The following is a 12284-nucleotide window of genomic DNA, read 5'->3' as shown; positions in this document are numbered from 1 at the left end:
CGCCGTGACGGTGCGCGTGATGGTGGTCGACGACCACCCGATGTGGCGGGACGGGGTGGCCCGGGACCTGACCGAGGCCGGGTACGAGGTCACCGCCGCGGTCGGCGAGGGCGCGCAGGCGCTGCGGGTGGTCGCCGCGGCCCGCCCCGACGTGGTCGTTCTCGACCTGCAGCTGCCCGACCTGTCCGGGGTCGAGGTGATTCGCGGGCTGGTCGGCGCGGTGCCGCAGGTTCGCATCCTGATGCTGTCGGCCAGCGGCGAGCAGCAGGACGTGCTCGACGCGGTGAAGGCGGGCGCCACCGGATACCTGATCAAGTCGGCCGGGCGGGCGGAGTTCCTGGACGCGGTGCGGCGGACCGCCGAGGGCGAGGCGGTGTTCACCGCCGGGCTGGCCGGGCTGGTGCTGGGGGAGTACCGGCGGCTGGCCGCGTCCCCGGCGGACAAGCCGCTGCTGACCGCGCGGGAGACCGAGGTGTTGCGGCTGGTCGCCAAGGGGCTGTCGTACCGGCAGGTCGCGGAACGGCTGGTGGTGTCGCACCGCACGGTGCAGAACCACGTGCAGAACACGCTCGGCAAACTCCAGCTGCACAACCGGACCGCGCTGGTGCGATATGCGCTGGAGAACGGGCTCGATTGAGTACAAGTACTCATGCCCGGCCCGGCCCCGACCGGGATCTTGTCAGGCATGGCACTGCACACCTCCCGCGCGACCGTCCGGCGCCGAGACCCGGTCTACCGCGCGATCACCCGGTGGCTGGCGTTCGCGCTGGCGCCGCTCGCCGCGCTCGTCGCGCCCGGCCGGGCCCGGCACACCGCCTGCCAGTGGGCGCTGCGCATGCGGTTCCCGGCCGAGAACCTGGCCGGCCTCACCCCGGCGACCCGGGCGGCCTTCGAGGCGGCCCGCACCCGGGCCCTCTGGTCGCACGGTGAGCTGCTCGGGCTGACCTCCGGCTTCCGGGACGCCGCCACCCAGGCCGCGCTGTACGCCGCGGAGGTCGAGCGCAGCGGTTCGGTCGCGGCGGCCCGGCGGTGGACGTTGCCGCCGCACGAGTCGCGGCACGTGGCGGGCGTGGCCCTCGACGTACGGCCGGCGGAGGGCGCCCGCTGGCTGGAGGAGCACGGGGCGCGGCACGGCCTCTACCGGGTCTACGACAACGAGTGGTGGCATTTCGAGTACTGCCCGCGGGGGCGGCCGGTGCGCCTGCCGCACCCGGGCGCGGTGCACGCCGGAGGTCAGCGATGATCATCGGCATGGATGAGCGGACGGCGCGCTGGTGGGCGGCCCTGGCCGGGCTCGGGGGCGGTCTGCTGGTCGCGCTGGTGAGGTCCTCCCCGTACGGCGGCGGCTTCTCCCCGCGGCTCGGCGTGCAGGGTCCGGACGCGTACTACGGCCCCGACCCGTTCACCCCGCTGATCCCGACCGTGGCGACCGTGCTGGCGCTCTGCCTGCTGCGCCACTGGCCGTACCTGCTGGCGGTGGCCGGCCTGCTGAGCGTGCCGATCGCGGTGCCCGCTCTGGTGCCCGACACGGCCGGCCTGCAGGTGTACTACGCGCTCGGCGCGGTCTTCCCGCTGCTCGTCGTCGGGGCGCTGGGCGCCGCGCAGAGCCTGCTGAGCAGCGGGTCGCCGGGCCTGGGCGCGGCGGTGGCCGGCGTGGTCACCGGCGCCGCCCTGTTCGCCGGCGCGCTGGGCGCGACCGGCCCGCAGGGACCGGATCCGGCGCTGCCGGTCTGGCACGTGGTGCTGTTGACGGCCGGGCTCGCCGGGCTCGCCCCGGCGCTCTGGTGGTGGCGCGGCGGGGACCGGGCCGCGATCGGGTTGGCGTTCGGGCCGTGGACGTGGCGGCGGCTGCGGCTGGTGATCACGGGCGGGCTCGTCGCCCTGGCGGTGCTGCCGCTGGCGATGATCTCGGCGGGGCGGCTCGGGTCGCTGCTGGACGTGGACTGGACCACGCTGTGGCGCTACTCGTACACCAAGGCCGCGATCATCGGCGCGCTGACGCTGGCCGTCACCGCCGCGCTGTCGCTGCTGGCCGGGGTCTGGTCGGCGGCGGGCGCGCTGACCGCCGCAGCGGTGCAGGTCGCGGTCTCCGCGCCGTTGGTGATCGCGTTCGGGGCGACCGCGGCGGTGGGACCGGCCCGCTGGTGCGCGGTCCTGGCCGGCGTGGCGATCGGCGCGGCCTGCGCCGCCTGGCGGTGGCGGGTGCCGGCCGCGGTGACGCTCGCGGTGGCCGCGTCGATCACGCTGTTCATCGCGTACGCGGCCACCAGTGGACAGCCGGAGAAGCTGGTCGAGCAGCAGCGCGCCGTACCCGCTCTGCTGATGCTGGTGCTGTCCACCGCGGCAGCGACCGCGGTGGTCGCGGCGACCGCGCCGGTGCTGGCCCCGCGCGGTGCGATCCCCGCCGCGCTCGGGCCGATCGCCGGAGTCCTCGCGGTGGCCGGCACGCAGACCGTTCCGGTGATCTACCTGCGTGACGGCCAGCCGCGGGAGACAGCGCTGGCCACGATGATCCAGCTGGACACCGCGGCCGTGCTCCTGCTGGTGGCGGCCGCGGCGATCGGTGGCCTGGGCCTCGCCCACTACCTGTCGGTGCGCTGGGCGGAACGCAAGAAGGCCGAGCTGATCCGGCAGGAGGCGGCGGCCGCGGAGCGCGACCGGCTGGCCCGGCCGATCCACGACGGGGTGCTGCAGGTGCTCGCCCTGGTCCAGCGGCAGGGTTCGGAGCTGGGCGCGCCCGGGGCGCAGCTGGCGGCGCTGGCCGGCGAGCAGGAGGTGGCACTGCGCAACCTGCTCAGCGGGGGTGGCGCCGTACCCCTGGCGGCGGCCGAGGCGGACCTGCGGGCCGTGCTCACCGCACTGGCCGCGCCCGGGATCGAAGTCTCGGCGCCGGCCGAGCCGGTGGTGTTGCCGGCCGCTGCCGCGGCCGAGCTCACCGCGGCCGTGCAGGCCGCGCTGGACAACGTGCGCCGGCACGCCGGCGCCGGCGCGCGGGCCTGGATCCTGCTGGAGGACGAGGGCGACGGGGTACGGGTGACCGTCCGCGACGACGGCGCCGGATTCACCCCGGAACGGCTGGCCGAGGCCGAGCGGGCCGGCCGGCTCGGGGTGGCCCAGTCGATGCGCGGCCGCATCAGCGATCTGGGCGGCACCACGATCGTCCACAGCCGACCGGGCGAGGGCACCGAGGTCGAATTCTGGGTGCCCGCCCGAAGGCGCCGCGGCGTGTAGGGGCGCGGTCTTCTGGGTGCCTGCGCGGGGCCGCCGCGGCGGGTCGGGGCGCGGTCTTCTGGGTGCCCGCGCGGAGCCGCCGCGGCGCGTAGAGTGTCGCCGATATGGGGCACCCCCGTGACATGGCACCGTCCGCACGGCACCGGCGGGGCGGTGGCCGGGCGTGACCGTGGTGGTCGGCGTGGACGGTTCCGGGCGCACTCACCGGCTGCGCCGGCTCGCCACGGAAGCCTCCGCAGCCGTGTGGTGGCCGACCGGCCTGACGACCGCGCGGGCCGAGAACCAGCTGGTCGTCGTGGACGACGCCCACCGGCTCGACCCGGCCGCGCTGGCCGAGCTGGCGGCGGCCGCCCGCGACGGCGTGCCGATGGTGATCGCCCGCCGGCCGACCATCGACCGGCCCGAGCTGGCCGAACTCGACGAGGCCGTCGCCGCCGGCGGGGTGGAGCTGCTCGGCGCCCTGGACGCCGACGGCGTGGCCCGGCTGGTCGCCACGGTGACCGGCCGGCCGGTGTCACCCGAGGTCGCCGAGGCCGTGTTCGCGGCATCCGCCGGTCTGCCCGCGGTGGCGGCTGCCGTGGCCACCGCCCCGCCGGGCGCGCCGCCACCCGCCCTGCTGGCCCGGGTGCAGCGGCGCTTCGCGGTGCTGGACGTCGCGGCCGTGACCGTCGCCCGGGTCCTGGCGTTGCGGCTCGACCTGACCGACCAGGTGCTCGCCACCGCCGCCGGCGCCGCGGTGCACGAGCTGGCCGCGGCCCTGCGGACCCTGCGCGACGAGGGGCTGCTCGTCCCGGACGGCGAACGGATGATCCCGGCGGTCGCGGCCGCGGTGCTGGCCGAGCTGCCCGCCGCCGAGCGCCGCCGGATCCACGACGCGGTCGCCGGGGCGCTGGTCGCGGCCGGCACCGATCCGGTCGCCGCGGCCGGGCAGCTGCGCGCGGCGCGGGCCGCCACGCCGGCCGCCGCGGTCGTCTACCGGCAGGCGGGGGAGCGGCTGCGGTTCACCGACCCGGCCGCCGCGATCGGTTGGTTCGACGACGCCGCGGATGCCGGGGCGGAACCGGTCACCCTGGCGGCCGGGCGGGCCGAGGCGGGTGCGCTGCTCGGACTGCCCGTCGAGGTCGAGCACGCCGGCCCGGGTGACCCGGACGCCGACCGGCTCGGCCTGGTGGCGGGTGCGGTCGCGGCGCACCAGGGGCGGGCGGTCCGGGCGGCCGAGCTGCTGCTGGGAGCGGCCGCGCCGGGGCCGGTGCTCGCCGTACCGTCGCTGGTCGGAATCGGACAGATGCCGCAGGCGCGGCAGGCGGCCGGCGGTCCGGCGCCGGCCGCGCTGTCGAGGTTCGCCGAAGGTGCGGTGGCCGCGGTCGAGCCGGCCGTCGCGCTGCCGCTGCTGATCGAGGCGGCCGAGGCGGTGGAGCGGGGCGCGCCCGCCGTGGTGCTGCCGGACACTCCGCACGCGGTGGCGGCGGTGGTCGCGGTCGCCGCCGGCGATGTGGCGACCGCGGAACACCTGCTGATCCGCGCGGCGGAGACCGGGATCGGCGGCCCGGCCGCCGGCGTCCGGCACCGGCTGCTGCTGGCCTGGGCGCGGATGCGCACCGGACGCTACGACACCGCGCTGCGTGAACTGAGCCAGCCGGCCGGGGCGGACCCGCCGGGACGGGACCGGCTGCTGCGGGCCGCGCTGGCCGCGGGGATCGCCCGGCGGCGCGGCGACATCGCGGGGCTGCGTGAGGCGTGGACCGGCGTCGAGCCGCTGCTGGCCCGCCGCACCGCCGACCTCTGGCTGGTGGAGATCGTGGAGGAGCTGGCGGTGGCCGCGGCCCGGCTGCGCCGGCTCACCCGGGTGACACCGGTGCTGGACCTGCTCGACCGGGTCCTGACCGGGCTGGACCGGCCGGTGAGCTGGGCGGTGTCGCTCGACTGGGTGCGGCTGCAGACCGCGATCGTCACCGAGGACGCCGGCGCCGCGGCCGAGACCGCCGAACGGCTGGCCGCCGTGGCGACCGGCGAGCCGCGGCCGCTCGCCCAGTGCGCGGCGGCCGGGCGGTGGGCGGCGGTGCTGGCCGGTCGGGTGCGGCCGGAGGAGGTTCTGGCCGCCACCGAGGACCTGGTCGCGGCCGAGTTGCCGTGGGAGGCCTCCCGGCTGGCGGGGCAGGCGGCGATCCGTACCGGGGATCCCGCTGCGGCCCGGCGCCTGCTGGAACGGGCCCGGGAACTGTCCGAGCCGGATGCCGCCGCAGGCGGCGCCGCGGCGGCCGCGACGCTGTCCGAACGGGAGGTCACGGTGGCCCGGCTGGTGCTGGCCGGCAGCACCCACCGGGAGATCGGCGCGCAGCTCTACATCGCACCGAAGACCGTGGAGCATCACGTGGCCCGCATCCGCGGCAAACTCGGCGCGAACAGCCGCGCGGAGCTGCTCGCGGCGCTGCGGGAGATGCTTCCCGACTGACGCCCGAGTTGGATATGCGACACGAGGCTGTGGATCCCCTAACCGAACCCCTATACCACGGGGAACACCCCGATGCCCGGACCGGGCCGCAGGTCGCACGCTGGTGTCGTGTCCGGGTGAAGGAACCGGATGCGCACCTAGCGAGGAGAGGTCATGACCGTCAACGCCACCGAGGTCCTGAAGGAATTCGTCACCAACCTGCTGAGCGACCGGGAGTTCGCCGCCAAGTACGCCGAGGACCCGAGCGGGACCCTGACCGCGGAGGGCGTGACCGATGTCGACCTGTCCACGGTCGACGTCCCGGCGGTGGTCACCGAGGCCAGTTTCGAGCCGGAGGTTCCGGAGACGGCGCGGACCGCGCTGCAGAGCTTCAGCGGCGGCAGCGGCGGCGGCGGATCGTCCGGCGGCAGCTCGGCGCCCCCGCCCCCGCCCGCGGCGCCGGCCGGCACGCAGTCGGTCGAGCACGTCGTGCAGCACCTGAACTACGTCACCTACGCCACGTACGAGGGCGACGACTACATCACCCAGAACCTCGACTTCAGCGTCACCAGCATCACCGACAACAGCCTCGACGTGGACGTGGACGGCAACGTCTTCGGCGACGTCGACGTGGACTCCACCAACGTCAATGCCACCGGCGACGGCTCGGTCGCCAACGCCGGCGACGGCGACGTGAGCGCGGCGACCGGCGACGGCGCGGTGGCGGTACAGGACGCCGAGGACGTCAACGCGATCACCGGCGACGGCAACCAGCTCATCGACGGCGACCTCACCTCGGTCAGCGGTGACGGCGCGCAGCTCATCGACGGCGACAACTTCGGCGCCGCGAACACCGGCGACGAGGCGCTCGTCTTCGACGGCGCCAACTTCGGCCAGGCCAACACCGGCGACGGTGCGGTGCAGGCCGGCGGCGACATCGAGGCCGGGGTCAACACCGGCGTCAACACCGGCATCGTGGCCGACGACGTGGACAACGCGGTGGTCGGCGACGGCAACCAGACCGCCCAGGTCGACGGCGACGCCGACGAGTCGGTCTTCAACTTCGGCGACGGCGACGGCGACGTGGCGAACCTGCCGGACGCCGAGATCGAGGACAGCGCCGTGACGTTCGGCGAGGGCGACGCCTCCAACGCCTCCAACAACACCGCTGACGACGGATCGGCGATCTCGGCCGGCGGCAGCGCGAGCGGCAACAACGAGGACAACGACACCACTGTCAACGACAACGACACCACCGTGACGACCGTCAACGACAACGACACCACCGTCAGCGACAACGACACCAACATCAGCGACAACGACACCTCGGTCACCGACATCGACACCACCACCACGACCGTGAACTCGGACGACGACACCATCGAAAGCGGTGACGACACCACCGTCGTCGGCGCCTGACCGGACGGACCACGATCGCGGGCCGGACGGGCCATTGGCCCGGCCTGCCCGCTGACGTGCGCTCAAGACAGATGGGAAGGGAGGAGCCGTGACCGAGGCCGCCACCGCCCCGGGCGTAGCCGCGAAGGCTACCGCCGTGGTGGACCTGGCCCTGCGCGCCTGCGAGGCCTACGACCGGCCGGACGCGGCCGCCCGCCTGACCGCCGCCCGTGAGGCGCTGGCCGACCCGGTGCTGCACGTGGTCGTCGCCGGCGAGTTCAAACAGGGCAAGAGCTCACTGGTCAACGCCCTGGTCGGCGCGGCGGTGTGCACGGTGGACGACGACGTGGCGACCGCCGTGCCGACCTATGTGCGGCACGGCGAGAAGGCCGAGGCCAGTCTGCTGTTCGAGGACCGCGGGCCGGAACCGGGACCGCCGCGCCGGCGGACCATCCCGATCGCCGACGTCCGACGCTACGTCGTCGAGGGCGGCGAGACCGGCGGGCCGGAGGGCCGGGTCACCGGCGTCGAGGTGCGCATCCCCCGCAAGATCCTGGCCGGCGGTCTGGTGCTGGTCGACACCCCCGGCGTCGGCGGGCTGGGCTCGCCGCACGCCGCCGCCAGCCTGGCCGCCGTGTCGATGGCCGACGCGGTGATCTTCGTGACCGGCGCCGCGCAGGAACTCACCCGCAGCGAGGTCGACTTCCTGCAGCGGGCGCGGGCGCTGTGCCCGGTGGTGGCCTGCGTCATCACCAAGACCGACTTCTACCCGGCCTGGCGCAAGATCCGGGACCTGAACGAGCAGCACCTCGCCGCGCACTGCCCGGTGCCGCTGATCGCGGTCTCCTCGGCGCTGCGCTCGCGGGCGGTGAAGTCCAACGACTCCGCCCTGAACGCCGAGTCGGGCTTCACCGACCTGGTCGCCTTCATCAACAACCGGATCGGCTCGTCCGCCGCGGACCGGCTGGCCGCTGACGCGGCCGCCGAGGTGGTCGCTCTCTGCGACCAGCTCGACGCGCAATTCCAGGCCGAGCGTACGGCGCTGTCCGACCCCGAGGCGGCCCGCCGGGTGGTGCGCGAACTGACCGTCGTGAAGTCCCGGGTCGAGACGCTCAAGAGCACCGCCGCCAAATGGAACCAGACCCTCAACGACGGGGTCACCGACCTCACCTCGGACATCGACCACGACCTGCGTGGCCGGGTCCGCACCGTGATCGCCGAGGCGGACACCGCGATCGAGGAGGCCGACCCGGCCGACACCTGGCCGGAGATGGAACCCTGGCTGCAGGCGCGGATGGCCGACGAGCTGCTGGCCAACTACGACCTGCTGCGGATCCGCGCGGACGCGCTCAGCGAACGGGTCGGCAACCATTTCCACGAGGCGTCGACGGCGCTGATGAGCCGGCCGGCGGTGCACAACCCGTCTCCGCTCGCCACCGTCGCGGACTTCCAGCACAAGATCGACCTGCAGCGGATGCGGGTCACCAAACAGGCGATGGTCGCGCTGAAGAACGCGTACGGCGGCGCCCTGATGTTCATCATCCTGGGCAGCCTGGTCGGCGTCTCGCTCGGCCCGATCGGCATCGGCATCGGCCTGGTGATGGGCCATCGCGGGCTGCGCGAGGAGAAGAAACGGCAGGTGCAGCGGCGCCGCACCGAGGCACGCAACGCGATCCGCCGCTACTGCGACGAGGTCAGCTTCGTCGCCGGCAAGGACTCCCGGGACACCCTGCGCCGGGTGCAGCGCCAGCTGCGCGACCACTACAGCGCGCTGGCCGAGGAACTCAACCGGTCCAACGCGCAGGCGCTGGCCGGCGCGTCCGAGGCGGCGAAACGCACCCAGGCCGAACGCGAGACCCGGCTCAAGGACGTCGACGCCGAACTGGCCCGGGTGCTCAAACTGCGGCAGCGCGCCCTGGCGGTGATCGGATGAGCCTGATCGACCGCACCCGGGCCGTGCTCGACCAGGCCATCGGCGTCTACCGCGGCACCCCGTACGCCGGCCGGCTGACCGGCGTCCGGGACCGCCTCGACGCCCCGCTGCGGGTGGCCGTCGCCGGGCGGGTCAAGGCGGGCAAGTCCACCCTGCTCAACGCGCTGGTCGGGGAGCGCCTGGCACCCACCGACGCGGGCGAGTGCACCCGCATCGTGACCTGGTACCAGGACGGGCACACCTATCAGGTGCAGGCCACCCCGAAAGGCGAGGCGCCGCGCCCGCTGCGGTTCACCCGCGAGGACGGCGCCATCGACATCGACCTCGGCGGGCTCACCTCGGCCGAGGTCGAGCGGCTCGTGGTGACCTGGCCGGCACGCGGCCTGCGGACCGCCACCCTGATCGACACGCCGGGCATCGGGTCGCTGTCCGACCAGAACGCCCAGCACACCTGGGACCTGCTGGTGCCCGACGACGAGGAGACCCCCGCGGACGCGGTGGTCTACCTGCTGCGGCACCTGCACGCGGGGGACGTCGAGTTCCTGCGGGCGTTCCACGACACCGAGGTGTCCCGGCCCAGTCCGGTGAACGCGATCGGGGTGCTGTCCCGCGCCGACGAGATCGGCGTGGGGCGGCTCGACTCGATGGCCTCGGCCCGGCGGATCGCGGCCCGGCTGGGTGCCGACGCCAACGTGCGGCGGCTCGTGCAGTCGGTCGTACCGGTGGCGGGGCTGCTCGCCGAGACGGCCGTGACGTTGACCGAGATCGAGGTCGCCCAGCTGCGCCGGATCGCCGACCTGCCAGTCAAACAGGCCGAGGAACTGCTGCTGTCGGCGGACCGGTTCGTCAACACGCGGCCTGAGCTCGGCCTCACCAACCTCGAGCGCGAGGCGCTGCTGGGCCGGTTCGGGCTTTTCGGCGTACGGCTGACCAGCACCCTGCTGCGGCGGGAGGTGGCGACGACCGCGACCGACCTGTCCCGGGAACTGGCCGAGCGCAGCGGGCTGACCCAGCTGCGGGAGATCATCGGATCGCTCTTCCTGGAGCGCCGCGACGTGCTGAAGAGCCGGTCGGCGCTGCTCGCCCTGGCCGAGACCACCCGGGCCTGCGACCGCCCGGGCGGCGAGGCGGTGGCGGCCGCCGTCGAGGAGATCATGGCCTCGGCGCACCCGTTCAACGAGCTGCGGGTGCTCTCCAGCCTGCGGGCCGGATGGATCACCGGCAAGCCGGACGTGGTGGCCGAGCTGGAACGTCTGATCGGCGGCTCGGGCAGCGCGGCCAGCGATCGGCTCCGGCTGCCGCCGGACGCCGGCGCCGCCGAGCTGACCGACGCCGCGGCACAGGCGCTGACCCGGTGGCAGCGGCGTGCGGAGAACCCGATGACCACGTACGAGATGGCGGTGGCCGCGCGGGTGGCGGTCCGGTCCTGTGAGGGTCTGCTGGCCGGGATGGGGCGGCCGCGATGAGCCGCCCGCCGCTAGCCGGCTTCCGGCTCGTCGTCCGCCCAGTCGGTGACGTCCTCGTCGAGGGCGATCGGGTCGGTCCCGAGCTCCAGGAACTCGTCCTCGATGGCCGGCAGCACGTCACCGGCCTCCTCGGCAACGGGCTCGTCCGCGATCGGCTCCTCGACGGGCTCGTCCGGCGCGAACTCGGCGCCACCGCCGAAGTCCAGGCTCTCGTCGAGGCCGGCGTCACCGGTCTGCGGCGCCAGGTCGTCGATGTCGTCCGGCTCGGCGCCGGCCGGTGCGGTGGCCAGCAGATCCATCCAGCCGGCCGGCTCGCCGGCCTCGGCGTCCGCGCCGACCACGCTGTGGGCCGTCACGTACGGCGCCAGGTGCTCGGCCACCTCGGCCGGGGCGGTGTCGGCGTAACTGACCACGGCCTCGGCGACCAGATCGTCCGGCAGCGCCGGATGGCCCTGGTCGCGCAGCAGCTCACCCGGGTCGGCGGCGACGCGCCCGGCGCCGGTGAGGTCGGCGAACACATCGCGGAGGGGGCGAGCGGAATCCATGTCCCCACCTTATGAGCGCCGGGCCCCGGACCGTCTCGGGGAAACCCCCCGCACCTACCCCCTTCTTCGACTCACCTCCATCGGACAACCTACGGAGCGACCGCGATGTACGCACTCGGCATAGACCTGGGCACGACCTTCACCGCGGCGGCGACCTGGCGCGACGGGCACGCCGAGATCGTCCCGCTCGGCAGCCGCAGCGCGGCCATCCCGTCGGTCGTGCTGCTGCGCGACGACGAGACGTTCCTGACCGGCGAGGCCGCCAACCGGCGCGGGCTCACCGAGCCGCACCGGGTCGCCCGCGAGTTCAAGCGCCGGATGGGTGACACCACGCCGATCCTGCTCGGCGGGGTGCCGCAGTCGGCCGAGGCGCTGGCGTCACGGCTGCTGCGGGCGGTCGCCGACGAGGTGATCAGCCGGGAGGGCGGGGCGCCGTCGGCGACGTGTGTGTCGTACCCGGCGAACTGGGGTCCCTACAAGACCGACCTGATGCGCCAGGCGGTGCGGATGGCCGACCTGCCCGGGCCGGTGAGCTACACGACCGAGCCGGAGGCGGCCGCGGTCAGCTACGCCCAGCAGCAGCGCATCGAGCCGGGTGCGGTGGTCGCCGTCTACGACCTGGGCGGCGGCACCTTCGACGCGGCGGTGCTGCGCAAGACCGGCATCGGCTTCGACATCCTGGGCCGTCCGGAAGGCATCGAACGGCTCGGCGGCATCGACTTCGACGCCGCGGTCTTCAACCACGTGCGCAGCGCGCTCGGCGCCAAGCTCGACGAACTCGACGAGGACGACTCCGCCGCGATCGCCGCCGTGGCCCGGCTGCGGGAGGAGTGCGTCCACGCTAAGGAGGCGCTCTCCGCCGACACCGACACGTCGATCCCGGTGCTGCTGCCGAACGTCGTCACCGAGGTGCGGCTGACCAGGTCGGAGCTGGAGGCGATGGTCCGGCCGGCGCTCTACGGCTCGGTCGAGGCGATGAACCGGGCGATCCGCTCGGCGGAGTGCACGCCGGAGGAGTTGCATTCGATCCTGCTGGTCGGCGGCTCGTCCCGGATGCCGATCGTGGCTCAGATGGTGACCGCGGAGTTCGGCCGCCCGGTGGCGGTGGACGCGCACCCCAAGCATGCGGTGGCGCTCGGTGCGGCCTGGCTGGCCAGCGGCTCACCCGGCTTGAACGCGACCCCCACCCCGGCCACGGGCCGGGCGACAGCGCCCCCGATCCCGCCGGTCTCACCGGTTTCACCTGCCCCGCCCGCTCAGGCGGTGCAGGCGGCGCGCCC

Annotated in this window: 9 protein-coding genes; 8 read left to right on the top strand and 1 reads right to left on the bottom strand. The window is 74.7% G+C overall.

Going from position 1 to position 12284, the window contains the following annotated elements; all coding sequences use genetic code 11:
• Window positions 1-19: 19 nt before the first annotated feature.
• The 7 genes from AB0F81_RS19635 (at window position 20) to AB0F81_RS19605 (ending at window position 10459) form a co-directional block, all read left to right on the top strand.
• A complete protein-coding gene (locus AB0F81_RS19635) occupies window positions 20-637 on the top strand; it encodes a response regulator transcription factor (protein ID WP_360199233.1) in 618 nt (205 codons plus the stop codon).
• 48 nt (window positions 638-685) lie between these two features.
• Window positions 686-1243: a D-alanyl-D-alanine carboxypeptidase family protein gene (locus tag AB0F81_RS19630; RefSeq protein WP_360199145.1), complete on the top strand. Its 558-nt coding sequence runs from the start codon at window positions 686-688 to the stop codon at window positions 1241-1243.
• An 8-nt stretch (window positions 1244-1251) separates the two neighbouring features.
• Entirely contained in the window at window positions 1252-3231 is a 1980-nt protein-coding gene (locus AB0F81_RS19625) for an ATP-binding protein (RefSeq protein ID WP_360199143.1), read from the top strand.
• A gap of 163 nt (window positions 3232-3394) precedes the next feature.
• Complete coding sequence (locus AB0F81_RS19620) at window positions 3395-5683, top strand: LuxR C-terminal-related transcriptional regulator (RefSeq protein WP_360199141.1); 2289 nt, start codon at window positions 3395-3397, stop codon at window positions 5681-5683.
• Window positions 5684-5836: 153 nt separating this feature from the next.
• Window positions 5837-7081, top strand: coding sequence for a hypothetical protein (locus AB0F81_RS19615; protein ID WP_360199139.1), 1245 nt, complete (start codon window positions 5837-5839; stop codon window positions 7079-7081).
• Window positions 7082-7169: 88 nt separating this feature from the next.
• The gene (locus AB0F81_RS19610) at window positions 7170-8993 is read left to right on the top strand and encodes a dynamin family protein (protein ID WP_360199137.1); all 1824 of its coding nucleotides are present in this window, start codon (window positions 7170-7172) and stop codon (window positions 8991-8993) included.
• Entirely contained in the window at window positions 8990-10459 is a 1470-nt protein-coding gene (locus AB0F81_RS19605) for a dynamin family protein (RefSeq protein WP_360199135.1), read from the top strand. Before AB0F81_RS19610 ends, AB0F81_RS19605 begins: the two co-directional genes overlap by 4 nt.
• 11 nt (window positions 10460-10470) lie before the next feature.
• Here the strand turns inward: AB0F81_RS19605 and AB0F81_RS19600 are convergent, their stop codons facing one another.
• Entirely contained in the window at window positions 10471-11004 is a 534-nt protein-coding gene (locus AB0F81_RS19600) for a hypothetical protein (RefSeq protein ID WP_360199133.1), read from the bottom strand.
• A 105-nt stretch (window positions 11005-11109) separates the two neighbouring features.
• Here AB0F81_RS19600 and AB0F81_RS19595 point away from each other — a divergent pair.
• A partial coding sequence (locus AB0F81_RS19595) for an Hsp70 family protein (RefSeq protein WP_360199131.1) occupies window positions 11110-12284 on the top strand: 1175 nt, incomplete at its 3' end.

It is taken from the genome of Actinoplanes sp. NPDC024001 (assembly GCF_040638955.1).
Taxonomy (GTDB): Bacteria; Actinomycetota; Actinomycetes; order Mycobacteriales; family Micromonosporaceae; genus Actinoplanes.
The sequence above is the reverse complement of the archived record's forward strand: the minus strand, read 5'-3'. Positions and strand labels throughout refer to the sequence as shown.

Coding starts and splice junctions, on each gene's coding strand:
- AB0F81_RS19625 (WP_360199143.1), top strand. CDS start 1,252: ATGGATGAGCGGACGGCGCGCTGGTGGGCGGCCCTGGCCGGGCTCGGG.
- AB0F81_RS19615 (WP_360199139.1), top strand. CDS start 5,837: ATGACCGTCAACGCCACCGAGGTCCTGAAGGAATTCGTCACCAACCTG.
- AB0F81_RS19630 (WP_360199145.1), top strand. CDS start 686: ATGGCACTGCACACCTCCCGCGCGACCGTCCGGCGCCGAGACCCGGTC.
- AB0F81_RS19600 (WP_360199133.1), bottom strand. CDS start 11,004: ATGGATTCCGCTCGCCCCCTCCGCGATGTGTTCGCCGACCTCACCGGC.
- AB0F81_RS19635 (WP_360199233.1), top strand. CDS start 20: ATGGTGGTCGACGACCACCCGATGTGGCGGGACGGGGTGGCCCGGGAC.
- AB0F81_RS19605 (WP_360199135.1), top strand. CDS start 8,990: ATGAGCCTGATCGACCGCACCCGGGCCGTGCTCGACCAGGCCATCGGC.